36 protein-coding genes and 1 tRNA gene are annotated in these 21442 nt (G+C 65.4%); 13 read left to right on the forward strand and 24 right to left on the reverse strand.

The annotated features are described in order from the left end of the window. Positions 1–39 precede the first annotated feature (39 nt). A complete protein-coding gene (locus ACLBV5_RS13130) occupies positions 40–654 on the reverse strand; it encodes a malonic semialdehyde reductase (RefSeq protein ID WP_392354814.1) in 615 nt (204 codons plus the stop codon). A 172-nt stretch (positions 655–826) separates the two neighbouring features. Between ACLBV5_RS13130 and ACLBV5_RS13135 the strand changes: the two genes are divergently transcribed. From ACLBV5_RS13135 to ACLBV5_RS13165, 7 genes are all read left to right on the forward strand, one after another. Then, positions 827–1156: a YbaB/EbfC family nucleoid-associated protein gene (locus tag ACLBV5_RS13135; protein ID WP_025976124.1), complete on the forward strand. Its 330-nt coding sequence runs from the start codon at positions 827–829 to the stop codon at positions 1154–1156. Continuing rightward, positions 1156–1773 (forward strand): recombination mediator RecR, encoded by a 618-nt coding sequence (gene recR / locus ACLBV5_RS13140; protein ID WP_447605931.1) that lies wholly within the window; start codon positions 1156–1158, stop codon positions 1771–1773. The genes ACLBV5_RS13135 and recR overlap by 1 nt, the downstream gene beginning before the upstream one ends. Before the next feature lie 55 nt (positions 1774–1828). Further along, positions 1829–3043, forward strand: a complete 1215-nt coding sequence (locus ACLBV5_RS13145) for a DNA recombination protein RmuC (protein WP_312449257.1) — start codon at positions 1829–1831, stop codon at positions 3041–3043. Between the two features lie 80 nt (positions 3044–3123). Further along, on the forward strand, positions 3124–3567 hold the full coding sequence (locus ACLBV5_RS13150; RefSeq protein ID WP_447605932.1) for a hypothetical protein: 444 nt from the start codon (positions 3124–3126) through the stop codon (positions 3565–3567). A 10-nt stretch (positions 3568–3577) separates the two neighbouring features. Then, a complete protein-coding gene (locus tag ACLBV5_RS13155; RefSeq protein ID WP_025976128.1) occupies positions 3578–3775 on the forward strand; it encodes a helix-turn-helix transcriptional regulator in 198 nt (65 codons plus the stop codon). 38 nt (positions 3776–3813) lie between these two features. Further along, positions 3814–4767: a TraB/GumN family protein gene (locus ACLBV5_RS13160; RefSeq protein WP_447605933.1), complete on the forward strand. Its 954-nt coding sequence runs from the start codon at positions 3814–3816 to the stop codon at positions 4765–4767. A gap of 94 nt (positions 4768–4861) precedes the next feature. Further along, positions 4862–4936, forward strand: a tRNA-Gly gene (locus ACLBV5_RS13165). A 55-nt stretch (positions 4937–4991) separates the two neighbouring features. Here ACLBV5_RS13165 and ACLBV5_RS13170 read toward each other — a convergent pair. From ACLBV5_RS13170 to ACLBV5_RS13210, 9 genes are all read right to left on the reverse strand, one after another. After that, entirely contained in the window at positions 4992–6113 is a 1122-nt protein-coding gene (locus tag ACLBV5_RS13170; RefSeq protein ID WP_447605934.1) for a tyrosine-type recombinase/integrase, read from the reverse strand. A gap of 186 nt (positions 6114–6299) precedes the next feature. Beyond that, positions 6300–6719 (reverse strand): thermonuclease family protein, encoded by a 420-nt coding sequence (locus ACLBV5_RS13175; protein ID WP_447605935.1) that lies wholly within the window; start codon positions 6717–6719, stop codon positions 6300–6302. Continuing rightward, positions 6716–7213 carry a DNA N-6-adenine-methyltransferase gene (locus ACLBV5_RS13180; protein ID WP_447605936.1) on the reverse strand — a complete coding sequence of 166 codons (498 nt, stop codon included), beginning with the start codon at positions 7211–7213 and terminating at the stop codon, positions 6716–6718. The genes ACLBV5_RS13175 and ACLBV5_RS13180 overlap by 4 nt, the downstream gene beginning before the upstream one ends. A 239-nt stretch (positions 7214–7452) precedes the next feature. Beyond that, positions 7453–7896, reverse strand: coding sequence for a DUF4326 domain-containing protein (locus ACLBV5_RS13185; protein ID WP_447605937.1), 444 nt, complete (start codon positions 7894–7896; stop codon positions 7453–7455). Between the two features lie 141 nt (positions 7897–8037). Continuing rightward, a complete protein-coding gene (locus tag ACLBV5_RS13190; RefSeq protein WP_447605938.1) occupies positions 8038–8571 on the reverse strand; it encodes a hypothetical protein in 534 nt (177 codons plus the stop codon). Positions 8572–8609: 38 nt separating this feature from the next. Then, positions 8610–9434 carry a hypothetical protein gene (locus tag ACLBV5_RS13195; protein WP_447605939.1) on the reverse strand — a complete coding sequence of 275 codons (825 nt, stop codon included), beginning with the start codon at positions 9432–9434 and terminating at the stop codon, positions 8610–8612. Next, positions 9431–9604 carry a hypothetical protein gene (locus ACLBV5_RS13200; protein WP_447605940.1) on the reverse strand — a complete coding sequence of 58 codons (174 nt, stop codon included), beginning with the start codon at positions 9602–9604 and terminating at the stop codon, positions 9431–9433. The genes ACLBV5_RS13195 and ACLBV5_RS13200 overlap by 4 nt, the downstream gene beginning before the upstream one ends. Beyond that, positions 9601–9780 carry a hypothetical protein gene (locus ACLBV5_RS13205; RefSeq protein ID WP_447605941.1) on the reverse strand — a complete coding sequence of 60 codons (180 nt, stop codon included), beginning with the start codon at positions 9778–9780 and terminating at the stop codon, positions 9601–9603. The genes ACLBV5_RS13200 and ACLBV5_RS13205 overlap by 4 nt, the downstream gene beginning before the upstream one ends. After that, a complete protein-coding gene (locus tag ACLBV5_RS13210) occupies positions 9777–10118 on the reverse strand; it encodes a hypothetical protein (RefSeq protein ID WP_447605942.1) in 342 nt (113 codons plus the stop codon). Before ACLBV5_RS13210 ends, ACLBV5_RS13205 begins: the two co-directional genes overlap by 4 nt. Before the next feature lie 93 nt (positions 10119–10211). On the opposite strand from ACLBV5_RS13210, the gene ACLBV5_RS13215 reads away from it, so the two are divergent. Next, positions 10212–10376: a hypothetical protein gene (locus ACLBV5_RS13215; RefSeq protein ID WP_447605943.1), complete on the forward strand. Its 165-nt coding sequence runs from the start codon at positions 10212–10214 to the stop codon at positions 10374–10376. A 12-nt stretch (positions 10377–10388) separates the two neighbouring features. Here ACLBV5_RS13215 and ACLBV5_RS13220 read toward each other — a convergent pair whose 3' ends face one another. Both ACLBV5_RS13220 and ACLBV5_RS13225 read right to left on the reverse strand, forming a co-directional pair. Next, entirely contained in the window at positions 10389–10814 is a 426-nt protein-coding gene (locus tag ACLBV5_RS13220; protein WP_447605944.1) for a hypothetical protein, read from the reverse strand. After that, entirely contained in the window at positions 10807–11223 is a 417-nt protein-coding gene (locus ACLBV5_RS13225; protein WP_447605945.1) for a hypothetical protein, read from the reverse strand. The genes ACLBV5_RS13220 and ACLBV5_RS13225 overlap by 8 nt, the downstream gene beginning before the upstream one ends. A gap of 77 nt (positions 11224–11300) precedes the next feature. On the opposite strand from ACLBV5_RS13225, the gene ACLBV5_RS13230 reads away from it, so the two are divergent. After that, on the forward strand, positions 11301–11762 hold the full coding sequence (locus ACLBV5_RS13230) for a hypothetical protein (protein WP_447605946.1): 462 nt from the start codon (positions 11301–11303) through the stop codon (positions 11760–11762). 23 nt (positions 11763–11785) lie between these two features. Here the strand turns inward: ACLBV5_RS13230 and ACLBV5_RS13235 are convergent, their stop codons facing one another. From ACLBV5_RS13235 to ACLBV5_RS13270, 8 genes are read right to left on the reverse strand one after another with little or no spacing between them, the layout of a single operon-like run. After that, a complete protein-coding gene (locus tag ACLBV5_RS13235; protein WP_447605947.1) occupies positions 11786–12481 on the reverse strand; it encodes a hypothetical protein in 696 nt (231 codons plus the stop codon). Between the two features lie 2 nt (positions 12482–12483). Next, entirely contained in the window at positions 12484–13521 is a 1038-nt protein-coding gene (locus tag ACLBV5_RS13240) for a hypothetical protein (RefSeq protein ID WP_447605948.1), read from the reverse strand. Beyond that, complete coding sequence (locus ACLBV5_RS13245; protein WP_447605949.1) at positions 13518–14477, reverse strand: PD-(D/E)XK nuclease-like domain-containing protein; 960 nt, start codon at positions 14475–14477, stop codon at positions 13518–13520. The genes ACLBV5_RS13240 and ACLBV5_RS13245 overlap by 4 nt, the downstream gene beginning before the upstream one ends. A 7-nt stretch (positions 14478–14484) precedes the next feature. Next, positions 14485–15615, reverse strand: a complete 1131-nt coding sequence (locus tag ACLBV5_RS13250; RefSeq protein ID WP_447605950.1) for a hypothetical protein — start codon at positions 15613–15615, stop codon at positions 14485–14487. 23 nt (positions 15616–15638) lie between these two features. Further along, positions 15639–15851 carry a hypothetical protein gene (locus ACLBV5_RS13255; protein WP_447605951.1) on the reverse strand — a complete coding sequence of 71 codons (213 nt, stop codon included), beginning with the start codon at positions 15849–15851 and terminating at the stop codon, positions 15639–15641. Continuing rightward, positions 15848–16171 carry a hypothetical protein gene (locus ACLBV5_RS13260; RefSeq protein WP_447605952.1) on the reverse strand — a complete coding sequence of 108 codons (324 nt, stop codon included), beginning with the start codon at positions 16169–16171 and terminating at the stop codon, positions 15848–15850. Before ACLBV5_RS13260 ends, ACLBV5_RS13255 begins: the two co-directional genes overlap by 4 nt. Then, positions 16168–16476: a hypothetical protein gene (locus tag ACLBV5_RS13265; protein ID WP_447605953.1), complete on the reverse strand. Its 309-nt coding sequence runs from the start codon at positions 16474–16476 to the stop codon at positions 16168–16170. The genes ACLBV5_RS13260 and ACLBV5_RS13265 overlap by 4 nt, the downstream gene beginning before the upstream one ends. Further along, positions 16473–16829 carry a TetR/AcrR family transcriptional regulator gene (locus ACLBV5_RS13270; RefSeq protein ID WP_447605954.1) on the reverse strand — a complete coding sequence of 119 codons (357 nt, stop codon included), beginning with the start codon at positions 16827–16829 and terminating at the stop codon, positions 16473–16475. Before ACLBV5_RS13270 ends, ACLBV5_RS13265 begins: the two co-directional genes overlap by 4 nt. Before the next feature lie 177 nt (positions 16830–17006). Here ACLBV5_RS13270 and ACLBV5_RS13275 point away from each other — a divergent pair, with 177 nt between their 5' ends. After that, complete coding sequence (locus ACLBV5_RS13275; protein ID WP_447605955.1) at positions 17007–17369, forward strand: hypothetical protein; 363 nt, start codon at positions 17007–17009, stop codon at positions 17367–17369. Positions 17370–17594: 225 nt separating this feature from the next. Here ACLBV5_RS13275 and ACLBV5_RS13280 read toward each other — a convergent pair whose 3' ends face one another. The 4 genes from ACLBV5_RS13280 to ACLBV5_RS13295 form a co-directional block, all read right to left on the reverse strand. Beyond that, positions 17595–18638, reverse strand: coding sequence for a serine/threonine-protein kinase (locus ACLBV5_RS13280; RefSeq protein WP_447605956.1), 1044 nt, complete (start codon positions 18636–18638; stop codon positions 17595–17597). Continuing rightward, positions 18631–19014: a hypothetical protein gene (locus tag ACLBV5_RS13285; protein WP_447605957.1), complete on the reverse strand. Its 384-nt coding sequence runs from the start codon at positions 19012–19014 to the stop codon at positions 18631–18633. The genes ACLBV5_RS13280 and ACLBV5_RS13285 overlap by 8 nt, the downstream gene beginning before the upstream one ends. A gap of 89 nt (positions 19015–19103) precedes the next feature. Next, positions 19104–19571: a hypothetical protein gene (locus tag ACLBV5_RS13290; RefSeq protein ID WP_447605958.1), complete on the reverse strand. Its 468-nt coding sequence runs from the start codon at positions 19569–19571 to the stop codon at positions 19104–19106. A gap of 89 nt (positions 19572–19660) precedes the next feature. After that, entirely contained in the window at positions 19661–20281 is a 621-nt protein-coding gene (locus ACLBV5_RS13295) for a helix-turn-helix domain-containing protein (protein ID WP_447605959.1), read from the reverse strand. A gap of 51 nt (positions 20282–20332) precedes the next feature. Here ACLBV5_RS13295 and ACLBV5_RS13300 point away from each other — a divergent pair, with 51 nt between their 5' ends. The 3 genes from ACLBV5_RS13300 to ACLBV5_RS13310 are packed head-to-tail and all read left to right on the forward strand — an operon-like array spanning position 20333 to position 21439. Further along, the gene (locus ACLBV5_RS13300; protein WP_447605960.1) at positions 20333–20608 is read left to right on the forward strand and encodes a hypothetical protein; all 276 of its coding nucleotides are present in this window, start codon (positions 20333–20335) and stop codon (positions 20606–20608) included. 1 nt (position 20609) lies between these two features. After that, positions 20610–20945 carry a hypothetical protein gene (locus ACLBV5_RS13305; protein WP_447605961.1) on the forward strand — a complete coding sequence of 112 codons (336 nt, stop codon included), beginning with the start codon at positions 20610–20612 and terminating at the stop codon, positions 20943–20945. Positions 20946–20986: 41 nt separating this feature from the next. Next, positions 20987–21439, forward strand: coding sequence for a hypothetical protein (locus ACLBV5_RS13310; RefSeq protein ID WP_024354199.1), 453 nt, complete (start codon positions 20987–20989; stop codon positions 21437–21439). Positions 21440–21442 lie beyond the last annotated feature (3 nt).

Below are 21442 nucleotides of genomic sequence, written 5' to 3' on the forward strand. Positions count from 1 at the left end.
GTCCCCCTCCCCACAAAGTGGGGAGGAGAGGGATGCCGCTTACAGAATCTGCGCGGCTTCCTCGAAGTCGAGGCGGGGCGAGCGGGGGAACAGGTTCTCGTCCGTGCCGTAGCCCAGGTTCATGATGAAATTCGGCTCGACATTGCTGTCGGGGAAGAACTCTGCCTTCACGCCCGCCGGGTCGAAGCCTGACATGGGACCGACATCCAGACCCAGCGCCCGCGCGGCGATGGTCAGATAGCCGCCCTGCAGCGAGGCGTTGCGGAAGGCGGCCTCGCGTCGGCCGGCCTCGTCCAGGAACCAGTCGCGCACCCCCGGGGCGTGGGGGAACAGCTTGGGCAGGGTGTCGTGGAAGTCGATGTCCTGGGCGATGATCAGGTTGACGGGCGCGGCCAGGGTCTTGGCGCGGTTGCCCTCGGCCATGTGCGGGGCCAGGCGCGCCTTGGCTTCCGACGAGGTGACGAAGACGAAGCGGGCCGGGGTCATGTTGACCGCCGTGGGGCCGAACTTGGTCAGGTCGTAGAGCTTGCGAATCAGGTCTTGGGACACCGGCCGGTCGCTCCAGCCGTTGTGCGTGCGGGCTTCGGTGAACAGTCGGGCCAGAACGGCGTCGGAGACCGGAACGTCACGGTTGGAAAGGGCGTCAAAGGCCATTAGGGCTTCTCCAGAAACTAATTAGCAACTTCAGGTGTGGCTAATTAGGGAGGGGCGGCGGACGCGTCAAGGGATCGGCCGGCGATTTCTCAGCGAATAACCGCAAGGCGCCGCGACACGCTTTCTTCGCGGGGGTCTGGAGCCGGGCGGCGCTTGATCCTATCTAGGGGGCATGAAAGATCTCAACGCCCTGATGCAACAGGCCCAGGCGATGCAGCAGAAGCTGCAGGACGCCCAGGCGAAAATGGCCGAATCCACCGCCGAGGGCACCTCGGGCGGCGGCCTTGTCACGGTCGCCCTGAAAGGCCCCGGCGAAATCACCTCGGTGAAGATCGACGACAGCCTGATGGCCCCCGGCGAGGGCGAGATTCTGGCCGACCTGATCGTCGCCGCCCACGCCGACGCCAAGCGCAAGCTGGACGAGATCAACAACGCTCTGATGCGCGACGCCGCCGGGCCGATGGCCGGGATGAACATCCCCGGAATGCCGAAACTCTTCTGATGGCCGCTTCCGCCGGGCCGGAAATCGAACGGCTCATCAGCCTGCTGGCCAAGCTGCCGGGCATGGGCCCGCGCTCGGCCCGGCGCGCGGCCCTGGCCCTGTTGAAGCGGCGCGAGCAACTGCTGGCCCCGCTGGCGGCGTCTCTGGCCGAGACGGCGGCCAAGGTCGTCAACTGCTCGGTCTGCGGTGCGCCCGATACGCGCGATCCCTGCTCGGTCTGCTCGGACCAGACCCGCGACAACGCCCTGATCTGCGTGGTCGAGGAGGCCGGCGCCCTGTGGGCCATGGAGCGCTCGGGCGCCTTTCGCGGCAAGTATCATGTGCTGGGCGGCCTGCTGTCCGCCCTGGACGGCGTCGGCCCCGAACAGCTGCGCATCGCCGAACTGATCGGCCGGGTCAAAGGCGGCGAAATGGGCGGCGGCGAGGCGAGGGAGGTCGTTCTGGCCCTGCCCGCCACGGTCGACGGCCAGACGACGGCCCATTACCTGGCCGAGCGCCTGTCGGCGGCGGGGGTGCAGGTCACGTCGCTGGCGCGCGGCGTGCCGGTCGGCGGCGAGCTGGACTGGCTGGACGACGGCACCATCATCCAGGCGCTGCGGGCCCGGCGGCCCGCCTGAACCGGATCCCGACGGGCGACTTTCTTCCGTTCCCGACTCCCGCTAGGAACGGAGCATGAACACGCTCGAACTCATCCTGCTGGTCGTCGCGCTGATGGCGGGCGGCGGTTTCCTGTGGGCCTACATGGGCTGGCAGAAGACGAAGGGGGCGCTCGACGCCGCCGACGCCCGGCTGGAGCTGATGGAGGAGAGCCGGGACTCCATGGCCGAGTTCCTCAAGGCTCAGGCTTCGCAGTCGGCCGAGGCCGTGGCGGCCAAGCTGGTCGCCCGCGCCACCGAGACCTTCCAGGCCCAGGACCGCGTCGCGCGCGAGCGCATGGAGGCTCAGCTCAAGCCCGTCTCGGAGACCCTCGCCAAGTTTCAGGAGCACGTCACCGCTCTGGAGAAGAGCCGCGCCGACGAGACCGGCGGGCTGAAGGAGCAGCTCAACCTGTTGATGGCCGCCTCCACCGCCACCCGCGACGAGGCGCGGCGCCTGACCGAGGCCCTGAAAGGCAACACCGGCCGGCGCGGCCGCTGGGGCGAGCAGACCTGCCGCAACGTGCTGGAAGCCGCAGGCATGGCCGGCCGCTTCGACTTCGAGGAGCAGAACTCCTCGGCCAATGACGAGGGCCGCCAGCAGCGCCCGGACTTCATCGTCAAACTGCCCGGCGGCGGCATGTTCGTCATCGACGCCAAGGTCTCCCTGGCCTTCCCTGACGAGGCGGACGGCGACGAGGAGGCCCAGGCCCGCGCCATGTCCCTGCGCACCGCCGCCAGCATGAAGACCCACGTGCGCCAGCTGTCGTCCAAGGCCTATCAGGACCAGTTCAAACCCAGCCCCGACTTCGTCGCCATGTTCGTGCCCGGCGACGCCTTCCTGGCCGCCGCCCTGGACCATGAGCCGGACCTGATGACCACGGCCATGGCCTCGCGCGTGGTCATCGTCACCCCCACCACCCTGTTCGCCTTGTGCAAGGCCGTCGCCTACGGCTGGCGCGCCGAGGAGCAAGCCCGGAACGCCGAGGACGTCGCCCGCCTGGGCAAGGAGCTCTACAAGCGCCTGTCGGTGATGGGCGGCCACGCCGCCTCGGTCGGCAAGGCGCTGGACGCGGCGGTCGGCCGCTACAACCAGTTCGTCGGCTCGCTGGAGAGCCAGGTCATGGTCTCGGCCCGCCGTTTCGAGGACCTGAAGGTCGACCACGAAGGCAAGGAACTGCCCGAACTGGCCGCCGTCGAACAATCGCCCCGGGCCCTCAGCCGGCCGGAGCTGCTGAACGCGCCGGAATGACGGCGGCATGTGACAAACACGCTTGACGTGGTGCGCTGGGACTGACAAACAAACTTGTCTGTTTTTGCCTGAGAGCGCCGATGTCGTTCAAATCGTTCAAGCCGCTTGGGATTCGCGGCGCCCTGCTGGTGTTCGCCGTATCCCTGGGTCTGGGGCTGATCGGCGGCGTTCTGGGCGTGATCCTGTCCGACCAGCCCGGCGTGGGCGGGTTCGCCATGACCGCTGTGATGCTGAGTCTGGTGATGGCGGGGGCGCTGCTGATCTGCGTCTGGTGGTGGCGTCATCTCGACGAGGCCGCGCGCGAGGCCCATAAATGGGCGTGGTTCTGGGGCGGGACCAGCGGCATGGCGGTCGGCGCCGTGCTGTTGATGGTCCTGTCGCTGCGGCGCGAAGAGGTCGTGCTGCCGCAATGGGCGGGCGAGACGCCGCCGGAACTGCTGTTGACCGGCATGATGGCCATTCTTCTGTTCCAGCTCGCCGGCTACGGCCTGGCCTGGGCCTGGTGGTGGCTGGGACGCCGATGAGGAGGACGCCGTGAAGAACCGCCTCAAGGTATTGCGCGCCGAGCGCGACTGGAGCCAGGCGCACCTGGCGCAGGAACTGGGCGTCTCGCGCCAGACGGTGAATGCGCTGGAGACCGGCCGCTACGACCCCTCCCTGCCGCTGGCCTTCAAGATCGCGCGGCTGTTTGAGATGCCCATCGAGTCCATCTTCATCGACGAAGAGGGTTGACGCGTCTCCCTTTTTTCCTGCGACTTAGGAGCCCGACCATGATCCGCCGCCTCTGGAGCCGCGCCTGCGCCTCTGTCTCCGTCGTCGCCCTCGGGGCCGCCCTGCTGGCGCCGAGCACCCCCGCCTTCGCCCAGGCCGCGCCCGCCGCCGTCGATCCTGCCGCGGTGGTGGCCGCTCCGGCCGGATCCGGCCCGCGCCTGTGGGTGGTGAAGGACGAGGATTCGACCCTCTATCTGTTCGGCACCGTCCATGTGCTGAAGCCCGAGACGCCTTGGGGCAGCGCCAAGCTCGACCGGGCCTTCGCCAGCGCCGATGAATACTGGTTCGAGATCGCCGATCTGAACGATGCAGCCGGCGCCGTGCCGATCATTCAGGCCAAGGGCGTGTCGCCGGACCGCCCCCTGTCCAGCCTGCTGACGGTTGAAGAACTGGCCGACCTCGACGCCGCCGCACGCCAGGTCGGCTCCACGGGGGCTTCGCTGGATCCCTTGCGTCCCTGGTTCGCGGCCCTGCAACTGGCGATCGCCAGCATCACCAAGGCCGGCTATCTGCCGCAAAACGGCGGGGACCAGGTGCTGCACGCCCGCGCCGCCGCCGCCGGCAAGCCGATCAAGGGCTTTGAGACGATGGCGCAACAGATCGGCTTCATCGCCGACATGTCCGAAGAGGCGCAACTGGCCATGCTGCGCTCCGGCTTGAAGGAGTTCGAGCAGGCGCCCGAGTTCCTGGGCCGCATGGTCGGCGCCTGGTCGACCGGCGACGTCGACAGCCTTGACGCCCTGATCGGCCAGGAGATGAAGGCCCAGTCGCCTGAAATGTACGACGTCATGCTGACGCGCCGCAACGCCGACTGGACCCGGCAGATCCTGACCCTGCTGGAAGGCTCGGGCACGGCCTTCATCTCGGTGGGCGCAGGCCACCTGGCAGGCGCCGACAGCGTCCAGACCATGCTGGCCAAGCGCGGCGTCAAGGTCGAGGAAGTGCGCGATTAGGCCCGTCGCCAGATCTGAGAAAAATCAGGGGCCCGGTTCGCCGGGCCTTTTCTTTTGCTCCGCGCCCTATATCTTCCGCGCTCGCTTCGGCGATGCGGGTATAGTTCAGAGGTAGAACGTCAGCTTCCCAAGCTGAATGTCGCGAGTTCGATTCTCGCTACCCGCTCCAATTTTTTCAATGACTTACGACCCCTCCATCCCGACGCGGAAGACGCAGTTGGGAGTTAGTTGGGAGAATCTGTCGCCGTTTCGTTCCGCCGGATGCGGTTCGCGATCTCCATGACGATGCTGTCCCGATCGACGTAAACCGCCAGTAGGCGCTGCACCCGATCTTCTTCCCAGCCGAGGATGTCCGCGATCTCGGCGGCGGTCAGGCCGGCCCGGCGGAGGCGGGTGGCGAAGGTCCCGCGCGCGTCGTGGAGGTGCTTGTCAATCCCGGCGGCGGCCTTGGCGTCCACGACCTGATGCTCCAGCCCGTCCAGGCTCCAGGGCTTGCCGCGCGTGTTGGACAGAACCGTCAGGCATTCGACCGGAGCGGGCCGGTTCTTCTTGGCTGCGCTGTCGGCCAATTCGGAATGGCGCCGGCGCTGTTGAGCGCGGATTTCCTCTAGCAGGGCTTTGGTGTCGTCCAGCAGGGGGATGACGGCTGTCTTCTTCCCGCGGCTCTTCTTCGTCGCCTTGACGATGGCGAGGTCTCCGACGTGCGACCAACACAGGGAGGCCAGGTCCTCGCGGCGCAGGCCCGTCAGGCATGCAAGCCGGACGATGAATCCGACCTCGGGAGATTTGGCCGAGGCGGCGTATCTCTCGATCTCTTCGGCCGTCCATATCTGGTCAGCTCGATTGCTGGTGTAGAGCTGTTTGATCCCGGCCGCGGCGTTGAGCGCCAGCAGGCCGCGATCCATCCCCCAGGACAGCACCCGTGAAAGCACCTGGATCCCATAGTCGGCTTTGCGCGGCCGGTCGGCCCATTGGTCACGCCAGGCCAATATCTCGGCCTTCACGCGGCGGTCGTCCAGCGCATCAAACGGCAGGCCGCCGATGGACAGAGGGCCGCCCTCGTCCATGATGACGTCCAGCCAGCGCGTCCATTCGCGCTTCGTGGTCTCGCCCAGGGCGGCGAACTCCGGCGACTGCTTGTAGAGGATGGCGAGGGAGCGCAGCGTGTCGGTCTTGGGCGCCCTCCGCTCGGCCACAGCCTCATTGTAGGCCGCCATGAACTCTGGCGAGCCGGGCGAGCCGGGGAGGCGAGGGCCGCCCTTCCACGCATACCAATAGGTCACGCGGCTCCCGTCCGCGCGCTTCTTAGTGATCTGGTTCAGGCCCTTAAGCCGCACCCTGGCCACGCCTTTGCTCCCGCCACGCGTCCAGAGCGGACACAGAAGCGGATTGGTGGGCCGTCGAGGGCTGGCCCGTCAAGATCATGACCTCGCCGCCCGGCTTGATGGTGACGCCTGTGATCTCATGCCCGGCCGCTTTCAGGGCGGCGAGGCTGCGGTCCAGGTCGGTGCGCCTGACTGTCGGAACGCGGCTCACTGCCACACCCCCCTTCCTCTCTCTCGGGCTTCGTTCTCTTGTCGGCGGTAGGGATCGCCGTAGTTGGTTTCGGATATGGCCAGGCCCTCGCGGACGAGGATCGAGCCCAAGTCGCGGCCGTTGACCGTGCAGGTGGCGACGATGCGCTGATAGCGGTCGCGGGACTGGACGGTGCAGCGGGCGCCATTGGCTGCGAGGTGGCGGGCGCGTTCGGTAGCGCGGGCTGCTGTAGCCCGAGCCTGCGCAGAACAGGCCCACACATTCGGTCGCTGGCGGCAGCGCGTGAACGGCTCGTCCTCTCCGGCGTCGATGCCGGCCAGACGGACGCGGTGGCGCTCGCCGTCAGCCGTCACGCACCGCCCGCTGTCTCCGTCGCTCATGGCCAGCGTGGCGCAGATCAGGATCAGCGGGGTCATGCTGCGAGCCTCCGTTCTGGCGTGGCGAGGATGCCGAGGCCGCGTTCAGCGGCTCGGTGCAGGGCAGACACGGCCGACGGACCAGAGGCCCACAGGCAGGTGCCGGTGCCGGGGCTTTCTCCAATCGAGCCGTCAGGCCGGATGAACTTCAGCTTCGGCGTGAACATCACCAGATCCGCGCGCTCCCAAGCCTCACGAAACCGCGGCGCAGACGTGCGATCCGGTGTCAGAGCGATGCCTCGGCCATGGTCGAAGAACTTGGTGAGCCAAGCCCGCTTGTTGGACTGATTGCCGAACGGCATGTTCATCCAGATGAAGCCAGTCCAGTCGCGCTCCAGGCTGTTCGAGGTGATGAAGCGGCGGGCCGGAACGCAGACATGCGTCCGGTCGGCAGGGGCTGCCACGTCCTCGTCAAAGTCAACGCCTAGCGCATCGAAGACGTGAGGTGGCGTATACCATTCGTTACTTTCGCCGGAACGTTCATAGGCACCCATTCACCCCTCCTGTGCCTTGAGGTTTTTGTTCACTGCGCCTTCGGCTTCGTAACCGTCGAGCTTGGCGCGGAGGGTGGCTTGCAGTTTGCGCCGCCGCATGAGATTCTAACTGCCGCAGGGGTTGACGAGGTGCCGCGCTTTCAGCCGGAAGATCTCGCGCCCACACGAAGCCCCATCCTCCACGGTGGGGCTTTTCGTTTGTGGGCCCGGCTTCCAGTCTAGCGATGAGGGCGGACAGGTCAGCGGTCATGGGTGGTGTCCTCCAACTTGTTCGCCAACTCCAAAAGCACGTCGGCATGGCAGGGCTGATCAAGGCGGCACCAGCAGGCGAGGCTCTTGCCGCGCAGGGTTGACGGGTCGGGCTGGGGCGGTCCGACAACGCGGCCGTCCAGCCACTCACGGAAGCGCGTGACGGCCTCTTTTGCGGTCGGGATGCCGAAGTCGCCGATCCTGAACGGGTTCCCCCATCGACCGGGCCGGGCGACGCTCACCGTGTTCTCCGGCATCCGCCAGCCCTTCGCGCGGGAAAGCTGGACGCGACGGGGAGGCCCACCCTCAACGGGTATGGAGCCGCAGGCGGAATGAACCCTATTCATCTTCTGCTCCTGGTGCTGGAGGGAGGGGGAGCCTGCGAACCAAACCGTGTTCGTATCCCTCTCGCCATAGACGGTGCGCGCGCCCATCAGCAGGACCGTTTGCCGGGTACGGGTTACCGACCGGCACCTGACCTGTCCGTGCTTTGAGCCCCGCGATGATGCCCTTCCGAAAAGGCGATGCCTGCATCCCGAAGATCGACCGGATCTCCCGGCGAATGGCGCCAATGGTTACTGGCTTCTCACCCACGTTCGGCCTCCTTGCTGAGGAAGGTGCGGGCTTGGCGCAACTCGCCCATGTTGATGTAAAAGGCGATTACCTTGCTGTCGGGCGCGCCCTCCAGTCCGGCGGCAGGGCAGCAGCCTAGCAATGAACTCCGCACCCTGGTCCGCCTCAGCCAGCTTGCGCTCTGCTTCGGTGTTCGTCTCCCGCAGCGCCGCGACCTCTGCGATGAGGGCTTCTAGGGCGAGCCGCGCGTCTCGTGTGCATGACGCGAGCAGCCGGTCTCCTTTTTCCGTGATCCGCCCTTCGACTTCGCCCTGGTTGGACGGGAAGGCATCTATGATCTGAAGGGCCTCAGTCGCGTCTTCGATCAGTTCCGCATGATCGCCGGATGAGGCGAGGGCTGCAAGGATGGCGTCGGCCGCAGCAAAACGATCCTGCTCCATCGCGACGAAGTGGGACGGGTCAGTGAAGTGCGGCCCAGACACCTTGTCCCTGATGATTTGCGCCACCTTCTCGCGCGGGCTCATGGTCTCAGGCATCGGGGCGTCTCCAAGTTCTAGGATGGGGCTGTATCCGCTCATTCCCCCGCCTCCCCAGGTGCTGCGGAGAGGGCGTCCTGTTGCAGGGCGGCGAGGGCTTGGCGGGCCGTAGAGACAGGCGCTGCGGTCTTCACGTCGGCAATAAGGGTCAACGCATCGACCGCCACCCGCAGCTTCTCAGCCTCTGGCGCGGGCGGGGTGGCTTTCATGGCGTCCTGCAAAGCAAACAGGATCGGGGCATACGCCATTTGAGGAACGCAGCCCCCGTTCTTGTGGACGCGCTCGGCGGCGTCTTTCGCGATGGCGTGAAGGTCTGGCCCGAGCGGCTGTGCTTCCTCGCGGGCTTGGGGCTGAGCGCGGAGGGCGGCGCGCAACTGGCCCTCCGTGAACAGACGCTCGACCCTCTTCGGAGCGTTTCCGACCGTAGACCAATGCTCGCAGTAGCGATGACCGAAACGAGCTTCGTCGCCATCGTTTGGACCGATAAAGCGCCATGCGGCAACCTTGAAGCCACAGACTGTCTCACCGTCCATCGTGCGCTGAACGTCATCCCCCGCCTCAGCCGGGGCTTCCTCGCGGGTGGCAAGGGCGTTGAGGATGTCGCGAAGTCGGATGCGCCCTTGGGCAACGTCTGTCGCACTGACCAGATGGCGGACCTGTTCATCCGAGACGAGTTCGCGCATGTCGTCCAGCGTCCACGCTCCGCCTTCCTCGCGCACAGGGGCGGCGGTGAAGCGAGACAGGAACGGCAGAAGCGCCTCAGCGAGCGCACCCGCGCCGAGGGTGTGGTTTCCATCTACGCGTCGGATTTCCTGCGCCAGTTCATCGACCGGCACGGACACCATGCGGATAGGGGAGGTCATGCTTCTTGCTCCATCGCGGCTTCGGCGCAGTCCTCGCAGACCAGGCGGCCGGTTGTTTCAAAGGCCTCGACAGACGGCGACCATTCGTCAGCGCCGCAGTCGGGGCAGTCGTTCGGGAACTCGCCGGCCATCAGGGCATCGTGCAGGTTCCAGAGGGCGCGGGCGGTCATGCTGCGTCTCCGAACAGATCAGGTTGCGGTTCTGGCGGCAGGTCCGCCATCAGGGCGCGGCCTTCCGGGCTGTCCAAGTCAAAGGCGGCGTGGTCCCAGCAGACACCATCACGCCAGTCACGGTGACCGGCGGCCTCGGCGCTGCGGCGCGAGGCTTCACAGGCCGCGCACGTCATGCTGCGGCTCCAAACAGGTCGGGTTGCTCGGCGGGAGCCGCTTCGACCTGGCGTTCAGCCTCCGGTTCGGGCTCGAGCCATTCCGGGTTAAGGCTGTAGCGATCGACGCCGCTGCTGATCAGGACGCCCTCAACCGCCCGCCGCTTCACGCCGCTCGCGGTCAGGCATTCGGCGTAGACATATCCAGCGCCTGGGTGCGCGGGCCATGTGTAGTAGTCCCGCATCCCGCTTGGGCGGAACAGCACCGCTCCAGCCCGGAGCAGGCCGAGAACCTTGGGCCACGCCATTTCGTCCAGGCGGCGATTGGTCGAGGCTGTGCTTTCGCCGGTCTCGCTCATCCCTCACCCCCACGGGATTGGCGGGCGCAGGGCGATGCTTCGTTTCGGACCGACTCCCCCGATAATGGGCCTGTCGCAAAAACTGGAGACGACATGCGCAAAGACACCGAAGTGATTTTCCGGGCCATTATCGAGGCGATTAAATCCAAGGACGAAAAGCTAGCCCTCGACATTGCGGCCCGAATTCGCGCGGCCACCCCCGAACTCCAGAGCTTTGACCCTGAAATGCACGAGAGGCTGGCGCGGTACGGAGAATAGTAGCCCCCCATCTCAGCGACCCTCCTGTTGGGCGGTAGCCTTGGAGAGGGCGGCTTCGAAGGTCGCCTCAATCGCTCGCTCGCCCTTTTCGCAGGCCGCTATGAGGGCCGAGTCCGCTCCTGCGACGCCGCCAGATGTGCGGGCCATCTGCACAAGCCCCTTCAGGGCCCAGAACAGGTCATCGCGCTGCTGGGTCAGGGCTTCGGCCCGTTCCCATTCGGCGCGGCGCCCAGCCTCGGAGGCATTGAGGCGGGACCGAATGTTGAAGTTCACGTTGTCGCTCAGGTAGTCCTGAACGGCCTCCATGGTCGCGCCGTAGAGTTGGTTCGCCGCTTCGCGCATCTCGCGCTCAACGACGGGACGGATCGCATGAAGGACGCCAGCAGAAACGGCCTCGAAATCGACCTCCGGCCCCGGAGTATGCTTCACTTCAGCCATGGTCTTGGGCCTCGCTCTGGAGGCGGCTGACAACCGACCCGTCGAACCGCTTGGTCCGGGTCTTGTCGAAGCCGCGTGATTGAATGGAGCCGTGGCCGCGCTTCTGGCGGCGGGCGAATTGGCCGGTCTCGCCGCCTTGGGCCTTGGCCTTGGCGATCTTAGCGAGGTCGGTCCGGGTCTTTTCCAGCGCGCACGGCCAGCGGTAGAAGCGGCGGTTCGCGAGGTCGTCTCGCTCGCCCTGGCGGCCGACTTCGGACAGCTCGCGCGGGATGACGTGCTCGTCCACGACGCGCTCCGTCACAGGGTCCAGCGGCTTGCCGCAGCCGCAGCCGCAAAGGATCGGCGCGGCGGTCTGGCGCTGCAGGACGAGGATCGTCTCTGTGCGGTTCAGGGGTCGGCGCTTGGTCATGCCGCGACCCTCGCTTCGCCAAGCGGAACCATCGCAGTAGCGGCGCTGTTTGAGCCGAGAACTGAGGAGGAAACCCCATGGACGAGTTCAAGCGTAGCGACCCGAACGTCATCAGCGCCCAGACCAGCACCTACCAAGAGAGGGTTGTCGTCGAGCGAGAGAACAACACCGCCCTTTGGTGGATTGTCGGCATCTTGTTCGCCGCCGTTCTGCTCGGCCTGCTCTTCCTGCTGTTCCGTCCGGCGGGTCCGACCGATGCAGACCTGCGGGTTGCGCAAGCCGAAGCTGCGGCTGAAGACGCCCGGCAGACCGCAGAGGCCGCTCTGATCCAGAACCAGATCAGTCGGACGCGTGACGTCGCCATCGCCCAGGCTCAGACCGCTACTGCTCGGGCCGACGCGATCCGAGCTACCGCAGAGGCGCGAGCCGCCGAGGCGCGTGCTGCTGCACCGGTTGTCAATGAACGCCAGGTCGAACCCACCCCGCCGGCCAACGGCCCAGCAGTGATCACCACGACCAGCCCGCAGCCGGGGAACTGAACCTGAGGGGGCGCGCAGGTAGGTCATGCGCGCCTCCGCTCAAGTTCGCGGCGGGCGTTCCACTTGAGGTCTTCCTCCATCGTCGCTTGGGCAAGCATCCAGTTCAGGAAGCCCGCCTCGACGTCGGCCCACTTCTGGCCGCGGAACTTGCCGATCGGGCAGGTGGGCAGCAGGCGCGGCTCCTTCGTCCACGCGATCATGTCCTTTCCTGTGGCGCCGGCCGCAAAGAGGGCCTTCAGGATATGGGCGGTCACATAGGCGTCAGGCCCAGCGCGGTGCGGCGGCATGGCCGTCTCATGGTCGAGCGAGAGCAGCCCCTGATCCTCCAGCCAATAGCGGAGGACGCTGTTCGAATGGCTCGGAGCGTCGGGCCAGACCCGAAGGGCAGCCTTCAGCGTGCAGATCGCTGGCGTCTGCTGGTCGCCTAGGAATGCAGCTTCGAACGACCAGTTGTGCGCTACGACAGCGGCGCAATAGGGAGCGACGACGGAAGCGGGATCGAAGGGCGCCAGCCCGGCCACCTCGCCCAGGGCGATGTGATGGACGGCGCGAACCTCTGCCGGCATGGCGGACACGCCGCAGAGCCACGACACAGGCTGACCCACAAACCAGACGCCGTCATCATTACGCGTCAGATCGCAGTAGCCGACCTCAACAACCTGGGCGGCCGGGGGCTCCATGCCGCTCGTCTCGAAATCAATGACCCGGAGAACCGTCATGCTTAGCCCTCCTTCGCGGCAGTGATGGCGGCTTCCAGTTCGCGCGCCTTCGCCATGTCGGTGGCCTTCAGGACGGCGAACTTCGCCAGCTCCTTACGGTCGGTTTCGAGGGCTTCGATCTGCTCGGGTCGCAGGAACGGCAGGTCAGCGATCAGACGATCCGCCCATGCGATAGTGTCGACAGCCAGCGACGTCCCTTCATCGGCGTCGGCCTCAGCGCCGCTGGCTGTCGTATCCTCGGCGGGGGGGAGATCGCCGGGGAAAGGGTCGCCCGCGTCTGACGGGTCGGAGGCGGGATCAGACGCGGGCTTATTCGACGCGGCGTCGGAGGGGGTGTCCGCGTCGAAATCGGGGATGTGGTCGTCGTCGCTCCGGCCGTGGACGACCGAGAAGCCCTCACGCGGTGCGTCGTTGGGAGCGGCCAAGCGGGCGGCGAGGTTGGGTCGGTCTGTCGGGACGGTACGGGCAGAGACGGTCTGATAGTCCTCGACCTCCTCGCGCACTTGGAAGCCGCGAAGCATGTCCGCGCATCCGTCGCGTAGTGCCCAGGCGCGGGCGCGCATCTGGAGCATGCGCTTGGGGTATTGCTGCCAGGGGCCCTGCTTGTTCCAGAGGCCCGCCTTCTTGGCATCGGAGACCGCAAACGAACGGGCAATGGCCTCCCCAGTGTCGGGCCGCGTGACTTCGCAATGAGCCACGGCCGTGTCACCGTCCCCGTCGATCCATTCGCGGGCCTTGATGCCTTGGGCGCGAGCGACAGCCATCAGGCCGTCACCCCAGAGTGTCGGGCGGTTGTTGACGATGGCGAACGACTGGAGCGCCTGGAACGGGGCGAGGCCCAACTCGGCACCAGCCATGATCGCGACCATGACCTGTTCCGGCTTGTCGAGGCCGCGAGGAGCGAGGCCAGACGCCGCGATGGCCTGGGCCACACGGGAGGCCTCCTCCAGCGATTGCGGGACCAGCGCGGCGACCGCGCCGCCGGCCATGATCGGCGGCTTGGGCGCAGCCGGACGGGTTGCGGGGACTTGAGCGTTCATGCCGCGATCTCGCTGTTCGGGGTGTTGTCGTTGGCTTCGGCGGCGATGACCTCGAGCCGCTGGTCGATCTGCTTCGCCGCCCAAGGCGGTAGAGTCAGATATTCGGCGTCCTGGCGATCACCGCCGGGGCCGGGCCAGACGCCGGTTGCCACGCACTGCGAGAACTGGTCGATGGCACGGCGCAACTGCATCCGGCCGCGGTCCAGATCAGCGCCGGTCAGAACCGTGACGCGGACGCAGTGGGGAGGGGCTTTCTCAACCCAGACCAGAGCGAACTCCTCCATCGGGCGGCCGAGGACGGCTTCGGAGGCCATGCCGACCAGGGCGGCCTGCATGTGGTAGCCGAACCCGGCGAGCGACCGCTCCAGGTCGTCGTCGGCCACGCTGGCGGTCGTCTTCAGGTCAGCGAACAGACCCGAGGCATTCGGCACGACGTCGGGGCGGCTCTTCAGCCACACGCCGGTTTGGGCGTCTTTCCAGAGCAGGGAGCGCTCGACGAAGCCGTCCAGAATGCCCTGCTCGACCAGAGGATGACGGGCGAGAGCTTCGGCCATGCCAGTGACGGCGGCCAGGTCTGCCTCGGTGATGACCGTCTTCCCGGCGGCGATCATTTCGTCTCGCCACTGCTTCGCGTCTTTGGTCCGCCAGTCCGACCATTGCTCAGGCCGGGTGACGAACTCGTCGGCCAGGCCTTCGGAGCCTTCCAGCAGCAGCTTGTGCGCCAGTCGGCCGAGAGCAAAAGCGGGGCGATCCGGCTGCGGCGCCCGCTTCGGGTTCAAGGCGCTATCGACGTAGTAGTGCGCCGGGCTCTGGGCCCAGATGGTGCGCAGACCAGACGAGCTGATCGATGGGCCGACAGTCGGCTGGCCGTGATAGATCTCGATGGGCAGCGAGTAGACGCCCGGTTCGTTAATCTTGCCCGACAGGGGCATGGGGAGGGGGTTGTGGAGGGTCATAGCGGCCTCAGAACTTGATGCTGACGTTCGGCACGTCGCCGGCAGCGATGGCTAGGACGATGGCCCGGGCCGTTTGCTCGCCGACGCCGTGGCCCATGATCGCTTGTTTGGCGGTGCCCATGATTTTGGAGCGGTGCTCGATGTCGGCGGCGCGGGCGGCCGCGGCTTCGGCGGCAGCCTTCTCGTCGGCTTCGCGCGCAGCCGTCTCGCGGGCGATCCGGTCCGCCTCGGCTTGACGCGCAGCCTCAGCCTCGTCGGCGCGACGCTTTTCGGCGGCGAGAGCTTCGGCGTGGGCCCGTTCGGATGCTTCACGTTCGGCGCGGGCGGCCGCCTCGGCCTGGGCGCGAGCTGCCTCCTCGGCGGCTTTGGCGGCGGCTTCGATGCGGGCCTTCTCTTCCTCAGCAGCGCGAGCGGCGCGGGCCTCGGCTTCCTGTTTGGCGCGCTCGGCAGCTTCGGCAGCGGCCTTGGCTTCGGCCTCGGCCCGTTCGCGCTCGGCGCGCTCGGCGGCTTCAGCGCGCAGCCGCTCCAGTTCGGCTCGGTCGGCCTCTTCCTTGACCAAGCGAGCGTGCGCCGCGGTCAGGGTCTCGACGGTGGCGGCCTGTTGCTGGAGGGCGGCGGGAAGCAGGGTTTGAAACTGCCCCTCGTCCAACGCGAAGGCCTTCACCTCGGCAAGCCGGTCCGCGACGGATTGCGCCGTATCTTCCAGCGGGACGATCGCGGCTGCCTTCATACGCCCGATCAGGGCTTCGCATGCTGTGACCCGCTCCTCCTCTTTGGCCTCCCATTCGGTCAGGGGGCGGCGGACCTCGTCCTTCAGCGCATCCAGCTTCTCGCGAATGTCGCGGCGGGCCGCATCGACGATGTTGATCTTCGCCCGCGCCTCCTCATTGAGCAGCTTGCCGGCGGCGTCGATGGCGGTCTTCGTCTTCGCCACCTTGAAGGCCATGGAGGCGATCTCCTTCCGGCCCTTCTCGGTCGTCAGGTCCGGGACCAGCTTGTCGGTCTCGGCCTTGATCGCCTCGTAGAACTGGTTGAACCGCTCCTTGTCCAAGAGGACTAGGCCGGGGTTGGCGTTGACCTGCGCGACGAGCGCGGTCTGTGGAGTTTCGTCTTCAACGGATCGCAGGGCTTGGGCCACGAGCGGCTCCTCCAGAATGGGGTTCAGGCGTTGAGAAGGATCAGCCAAGCCGCGGCGGTGAAGAGCGCGCAGGCGGCGAACTGGATGGCGGTGCGGATGGCGAAACGGGCGCGGCGCGGCACGAACGGTACGACGCGCGGATCGCCGGGGCGGACCTGGGCGGCCAGTTCGCGATAGCGCTCGCGCACGGCTTCCCAAGGGTGCGAGGGGATGATGCGGTAGTCGGCCATCGTCATGCCGCCCTCGCCATGCTTGCCGGGGGCAGGGGATCGTTCTCCGCCTCCCGCGCGTCCCGGATCGCCCAGGCCAGCGCATTGACGACCGGGATCAGCAAGCCGGGGTCTTCGGCCGCAGCTAGCTCGCCGGCGAGGCGCAGCATTTCCTGCGTGGCCTGATCGACCGTCATCCGGCGGCGGGTGCGGCGGTCCAGGATCTTCGGGCCCTCGACCTTGAAGAGCGGCAGATTCGAAGGCGGCACCAAGGCGAGGCTCACGTTCCCGGCTTTGGCGATCCCGGCGACGACGCCGGGCATGATTTCGGAGATGTGTTGCATCACGCGGCACTCCGCAGAGGCTCGAGAGCCGAGGCGAGCATGACGCCGGGGACGGTGACGACGACGCCGGCTAGGCCGTTCTCGATCTGCACGTCCCACTTGCCCGCGCCGCTGTTCGACGGGGCAAGGATGACGCCGCGCGCCAAGCCATGGGCGATGGCGTCGCCGCGATAGTCGAGAGCGTACCGGCCCCAGCCAGTCTCGATGAGGGCGCGGCCCCAATCGCCCAAACCGGCGCCAGCAGGGCGCACAACGCGCGCGGGGATCAGGACGGCTTCGCCGGGGGTGAAGGTTGCCGGGCCCATCACGCAGCCCACCGTGCTTGCGCGGCCTGGGCCTTCAGCGCGGCGCGGACGGCCTCGCAGTCGACCGGCGGCTCGTAGCCCATGGCGTCGCGCCACAGCGCTTCCTTCCCCGACCAGTTCGCGAAGATCGAACCGGTGGACATGCCAGCGGCAGCGGCGATGTCGCGGATGGTGACGGGTTCATAGCTACCCGCCGGGGCCCAGAGAACGCGGGCGGTGTGCAGAAGCTTTTCGCGCGTCGCAGCTTTGGCGAGCTGGCGCTTGTTCAGCTTCGGAGCGTCGTCATTCGCCGCAAGGGCAGGCGCCTGGTCAAAGCCGGCCGTCTTCTGGGCAGTGGTTTCGGTCTTGAGTGACATGGTTCGTCTCCCGGTGATGGGAGAACGGTAAGTCGGAGATTTCCGACCGTCAACACATTTTGTCGGAAATCTCCGACTATTTTTAATGCGTCAGTTTCGGTCGTCGGAGAAATCGTCGCGCTCGACTCAACGCTGTTCGGTGTGGCGAGATGGGGATTAACTTTTGGGAGGACAGGCATGCCGCGACGGCTGCACTACTACGCGCAACCGTTTTGGGAACATCGCCGGGAGCCTGCCGAGCGGTACGAGTTCGTTTGCGCTGTTGATGCAGAGGAGGGCGGCGAGATCCTCGCGCGCTCAGCCGATGGCGTGCTTGTCTATCAGCAGTGGGCCGACCTTGAGCTTGAGCTTTTTGGAGAGGTCGAGGTGCTGGCCCAACACGGGTCTGTCCCGCGCGCTGCGTCTGGAATAGACCCTGACGGCCGCGACCCTTGGCTGGATGACATCGCCTACTTCAAGATCGAATGCGGCGCCGATGGCGACACCTGGACCCAAGTCGATCCGATGGCAGAGCAAGAGGCTGGCGAAGAAGCGGCGTGAATAGCGATACCCGGCATCCGGTCGCTAAAAGCTACAGCTACTTCCGAATGATGGGACCAAAAGCAATGAACCCCGCCTTTTTGAACCCTGATCTGCTCAGGGCATCAGCGAGATAGCCTTTTTGAGACAACGTGAGCGGCTTGGCGTCGGGCACGTATAATCCGTGCGGCTTAGCGATATCGCTCCGCTTTTTGTACCCAGCAGGATCATTCTTGATCTTTGCCATTAGCCGTAAGTTCTCAACACCTTCGCAATATCTCGGACCCCAATTCCCTGAATAGAACCACCCGTTATCTTCCTAGCCGCAGCACCGTTAACGCTCTTGGTCAGGCTGGAGTTTCCGGCAGAACATATAGAGAACACATATTTAGTGCCCTCGCAGTCCTTTTTCCACACCCTCTCGCCGTTCCGCTCCTCGTAGCGCCAGTCCAACTCCTCCCCATCGACCGACGCCAGCGCGTTCATCGCCTCCAGGGCGGATTGAAAGCGATTATCAGGATCCACCTCCAAACATTTGGTGATCGCAGCCTTCAATCGAGATGGAATATGAGGCGGAAACGCTTTGCGATTCGGATGAGTGCCGGCGGCGACATCTTTAAAGAAGCGCTCCTGGCCCTTAACCCCCTCTGCCGCATACGCTTCAAACTGGGCCTTGTATTCCTTGAGACCCACGCACATTGCGTAGAGGGCTAGGCCAGTCTGAAAAATGTCGTAGCGAGCATCAAAGCCAGTCTTTTGAAGCGCTTCAGGCGGCCAGTTTGGTGCGTAAATCCCCTCAGGCGTTGCAAGGCCATTGGTCAACGGTTGGCAAAGTCCAAAATCCGTAATCAGAGCTTCGCCGCGATCGGAAAGCAAAATATTGTCCGGCTTGATGTCAAAGTGGACGAGAGCTTTCGAATGAAGGTTGTGCAGTCCAGTAAATACTTGACACCCTATAGCAACAACCTCACGTGACGTCAGGTAACGCGCGGCCATCAACCCACGGACGGAGCCCTTACGATAGTAAGGCATAGCAATAAAAACATTGTCGCCGTCTTCACATGCATAGTGGACCTGGACAACATTTGGGTGAGCGCTAGCATACAATGCGCGAGATTCATTGTAGTAGGCCTGAGGGTCCCGCAAGTCCGCTTTAGCGACCCTTTTTATAACGATGTCGGCACCCAGTTGCGCATCATAAGCTAGGAAAGCCTGAGAATTCTTTCCTTCTCCGCCGATCTCTTTCTTGATTTCAAAAGATACCGTCGCGCGAGTAACAACATTAAACACGTGCAGCTCCAATCGCGGTCAGCACGGCTTCGCGCTTTTTGACGTCCATTTGATCCCAGTTTGCAATCGCCAGCTCGTTCGCACCTTCAACCATGCGCTTGATTGCGGGCCTTTCCACGCCGAGCCGAGCAGCCAGAGTGGAGATGGCGCCGGTGTAGAAGCCTAAAAGCTCGCTACTGGCGAAGGCCTCCTGAACGACCCCCTCGATGTGGGTCCGCTCTACGCTAAACTGCTTTGCCGTTGGCTCAGCTAGTCTGATGCCCGCAAACTCGACCTCGTACTCGCGCAACACATCGAGAAGATTACTGCGAATGTGCTTAAGCCGCTCGGGCCAGCCGAGCGCAGCAGGCACGACAAGGCTCTCGATATTGATCACTGCCGAGCTGGCGGAGTCGTATATCGCGAACGTCACCTCACTAGGTGAACAACGGAGTCCAATGGTTTTCAATTATCCCTCCCCCGAGGTTATCCGCCGCTCGACCCCGCCGTTGATCTGGCGGCTCGTCCTGCGGCGTTGCAGGAGTGGACCGCCTCGACCGCCCAGCGAATCCCCGCCAGATCGAATTTTGCGCGCTCTTCAGCGTGGCCGATAAGGAGCTCCGGGTATTCCCAACTAGTCATCACCACGTCGACAACCCGTTCTTCCACGGTCTCGGGATCTGGTGCGCCCTCTTCCCAGAAGCGGTCTGTTGGAGTTCGATATTTGGCTCGGCCACGATAGTGGACCGCGTGCCATTCCGAATAGGTCTTCTCCAGAGCTGGATACCAGTAGACTTCGAGAAAGGGCGTGCCCGTCCGCGCCATCATAGAGCCGACGCCTACGGGCACTGGGTGACGTCGGCCCTGCGCCGACTTATAGGCTCGGCAATCCACTCCGCCGCGCGTCTCAATCCGCCAAACCCGCCAGCCCTGCTCAGCCGCAACGATCTTCATGTAGACACCCTCGTCTACTTCGCGCTCCGTGCCGACGGCCCAGGCTAGCGGTTGCGCAAGCGAAAGGGCCAAAGCTGCTACCGCGGCTATCATCCAGCTTTCCGCCTTTCCAAAGTTTCAGCCATGTCGATCAAAGTCTGCAGGTCGGTAGGGTCGAGAGCCTCAGTGATCGAGATGAGTTGCGCGACGCGTTCATTCGTCTCGAACGGATTGGTCTTCAATAGCCCGGCATTAGTGGAAAAGGCCCGCGCCAGCGCATTCAGTTGCTCGCCATCGGGCTGCAGCAATCCCTGCTCAATATCGGACACCGTGCCGGCTGTGAGTCCACTATCGGCCGCGACATCCTGTAGCGACAGGTTCTTGTAGGAGCGCCAAGCTGCTGCATAGATACCGTGCTTCGCTGCGGCTTTGAACCGCGCCAACTCTTCATCTGATAGTCGGCGACGTGACCGGCCGGGTTGGTCGAATGAACTGTCGGTGAAATACCGCTCGTCGCACTCCAGCGCGATCGCCAGGGGCGTCAGGATGTCGTTTGGGATCGTCGCCTTGCGACCGTTCAGCAGGTCGAGGACATAGTCCCGACCCTTGTTAATCGCACGGGCCAGCGCCACCGGTTTGATGCCCACGGCACCGGCTCGCTCTCTAACTCGCGCCGCCAACGTCTCTTTGTCCATGTCGGAAATATCCGATGGACCGTCAAGCGGCGCCACGCGGAAATCTCCGATTGACCAAGTCGGAAATCTCCGACTATCTTGTAGCGCATGGAAAGCACCCTGCGCCGTCATCTTGAAACCTGTGCCCAAGAGTTTGCGAAAGCAACTGAGCGAGAGGCATCGACTGTAGCGCGACTAGCAGCGGGCGACTGGCGGTTCTTCGATCGCCTGAGCGAGGGCGCGTCGTTCACCGCGCGCAAGTACGATGCAATCATGGCGTGGTTCGGCGTCAACTGGCCTGAGAGTGCGGCGTGGCCTGAAGACGTCCCTCGCCCAGCGCACCGCCCGGCCAACGATGACGCCCCCGCCATCGAGGCGGCGTGACATGCTGTCATCGGCCGCGCTCCAGTTTCGACGCCAAGAAGCCCTGATCAACGCCGGGACGGTCTACGGTCTGATCATCGGCGCCAACGAACTGGCCGTCCAGGGTCGCGAGGCGGATGCGCTGAAGGCGCTGGCGACGATCACGGGCGCGCTGCCGTTCGAGATCGAGGCGATCAAGGAAGTCCTCGCCGCCGAGCGCGAGGCCGCAAAGGCGCGTGACCTGACGCAGCGGACGCTCGCTCCCTTCTTCGGTCGCGTACCCGCTGAAAAGCTGAATGCCGCGAACGACGAAACCCAACCGCCTTCTCCTGAACAGCCAACCCCGACCGTCGCCTGAGCGAGAGCGCGGGTCAGTTGGAAACGACCACGGAACGTCCAGTGAACAAGATCAGCCACAGAGAACACGCCCGGCTCGCCGGAGAGCTCATCGAGGCCTGTGGAGGCTTGGAGGAGGCGGCGAGGGCGTGCCGGGTCCGCAGGTCGTCGCTGTCGAACTACGAGAACCCGAATGAGCCGTCGACGATGCCGGCGGACGTGATGGTTGATCTGGAGCGCCATTGCGGGCGGGCGATCTACAGCGCCGCCCTGGCAGACCTCTGCAAGCCCAAACCGCTCACGGGTTGTCTGAAGGAACTCGCCTTCGACCTCGCCCAAGAGAGCATGGACGTCGTCGCCGTGGTCCGCGAGGCGCTGGCGGACGGGCGCCTGTCCAACAACGACCTCGACGCCATCGCTGCCGCCGAGCGCGATGCTGAGCAAGCCCTCGAGCGCGTCCGCGGCGTCCGCCGGGCCATCGAAGCGGCGAGCCCGACCCCGCGGAGGGCCGCCTGATGG

This window comes from Brevundimonas sp. M1A4_2e, assembly GCF_053345555.1.

What these genes read in the sequence shown, in the direction of transcription:
- ACLBV5_RS13195 (WP_447605939.1), bottom strand. Translation starts at nt 9,434, where the DNA reads ATGACCTCCCCTATCCGCATGGTGTCCGTGCCGGTCGATGAACTGGCG.
- ACLBV5_RS13145 (WP_312449257.1), top strand. Translation starts at nt 1,829, where the DNA reads ATGAACACGCTCGAACTCATCCTGCTGGTCGTCGCGCTGATGGCGGGC.
- ACLBV5_RS13210 (WP_447605942.1), bottom strand. Translation starts at nt 10,118, where the DNA reads ATGAGCGAGACCGGCGAAAGCACAGCCTCGACCAATCGCCGCCTGGAC.
- ACLBV5_RS13220 (WP_447605944.1), bottom strand. Translation starts at nt 10,814, where the DNA reads ATGGCTGAAGTGAAGCATACTCCGGGGCCGGAGGTCGATTTCGAGGCC.
- ACLBV5_RS13245 (WP_447605949.1), bottom strand. Translation starts at nt 14,477, where the DNA reads ATGACCCTCCACAACCCCCTCCCCATGCCCCTGTCGGGCAAGATTAAC.
- ACLBV5_RS13235 (WP_447605947.1), bottom strand. Translation starts at nt 12,481, where the DNA reads ATGACGGTTCTCCGGGTCATTGATTTCGAGACGAGCGGCATGGAGCCC.
- ACLBV5_RS13175 (WP_447605935.1), bottom strand. Translation starts at nt 6,719, where the DNA reads ATGACCCCGCTGATCCTGATCTGCGCCACGCTGGCCATGAGCGACGGA.
- ACLBV5_RS13225 (WP_447605945.1), bottom strand. Translation starts at nt 11,223, where the DNA reads ATGACCAAGCGCCGACCCCTGAACCGCACAGAGACGATCCTCGTCCTG.
- ACLBV5_RS13135 (WP_025976124.1), top strand. Translation starts at nt 827, where the DNA reads ATGAAAGATCTCAACGCCCTGATGCAACAGGCCCAGGCGATGCAGCAG.
- ACLBV5_RS13290 (WP_447605958.1), bottom strand. Translation starts at nt 19,571, where the DNA reads ATGAAGATCGTTGCGGCTGAGCAGGGCTGGCGGGTTTGGCGGATTGAG.
- ACLBV5_RS13270 (WP_447605954.1), bottom strand. Translation starts at nt 16,829, where the DNA reads ATGTCACTCAAGACCGAAACCACTGCCCAGAAGACGGCCGGCTTTGAC.
- recR (WP_447605931.1), top strand. Translation starts at nt 1,156, where the DNA reads ATGGCCGCTTCCGCCGGGCCGGAAATCGAACGGCTCATCAGCCTGCTG.
- ACLBV5_RS13185 (WP_447605937.1), bottom strand. Translation starts at nt 7,896, where the DNA reads ATGGGCGCGCGCACCGTCTATGGCGAGAGGGATACGAACACGGTTTGG.
- ACLBV5_RS13255 (WP_447605951.1), bottom strand. Translation starts at nt 15,851, where the DNA reads ATGACGATGGCCGACTACCGCATCATCCCCTCGCACCCTTGGGAAGCC.
- ACLBV5_RS13150 (WP_447605932.1), top strand. Translation starts at nt 3,124, where the DNA reads ATGTCGTTCAAATCGTTCAAGCCGCTTGGGATTCGCGGCGCCCTGCTG.
- ACLBV5_RS13160 (WP_447605933.1), top strand. Translation starts at nt 3,814, where the DNA reads ATGATCCGCCGCCTCTGGAGCCGCGCCTGCGCCTCTGTCTCCGTCGTC.
- ACLBV5_RS13300 (WP_447605960.1), top strand. Translation starts at nt 20,333, where the DNA reads ATGGAAAGCACCCTGCGCCGTCATCTTGAAACCTGTGCCCAAGAGTTT.
- ACLBV5_RS13190 (WP_447605938.1), bottom strand. Translation starts at nt 8,571, where the DNA reads ATGCCTGAGACCATGAGCCCGCGCGAGAAGGTGGCGCAAATCATCAGG.
- ACLBV5_RS13275 (WP_447605955.1), top strand. Translation starts at nt 17,007, where the DNA reads ATGCCGCGACGGCTGCACTACTACGCGCAACCGTTTTGGGAACATCGC.
- ACLBV5_RS13180 (WP_447605936.1), bottom strand. Translation starts at nt 7,213, where the DNA reads ATGGGTGCCTATGAACGTTCCGGCGAAAGTAACGAATGGTATACGCCA.
- ACLBV5_RS13205 (WP_447605941.1), bottom strand. Translation starts at nt 9,780, where the DNA reads ATGACGTGCGCGGCCTGTGAAGCCTCGCGCCGCAGCGCCGAGGCCGCC.
- ACLBV5_RS13200 (WP_447605940.1), bottom strand. Translation starts at nt 9,604, where the DNA reads ATGACCGCCCGCGCCCTCTGGAACCTGCACGATGCCCTGATGGCCGGC.
- ACLBV5_RS13240 (WP_447605948.1), bottom strand. Translation starts at nt 13,521, where the DNA reads ATGAACGCTCAAGTCCCCGCAACCCGTCCGGCTGCGCCCAAGCCGCCG.
- ACLBV5_RS13215 (WP_447605943.1), top strand. Translation starts at nt 10,212, where the DNA reads ATGCGCAAAGACACCGAAGTGATTTTCCGGGCCATTATCGAGGCGATT.
- ACLBV5_RS13305 (WP_447605961.1), top strand. Translation starts at nt 20,610, where the DNA reads ATGCTGTCATCGGCCGCGCTCCAGTTTCGACGCCAAGAAGCCCTGATC.
- ACLBV5_RS13230 (WP_447605946.1), top strand. Translation starts at nt 11,301, where the DNA reads ATGGACGAGTTCAAGCGTAGCGACCCGAACGTCATCAGCGCCCAGACC.
- ACLBV5_RS13130 (WP_392354814.1), bottom strand. Translation starts at nt 654, where the DNA reads ATGGCCTTTGACGCCCTTTCCAACCGTGACGTTCCGGTCTCCGACGCC.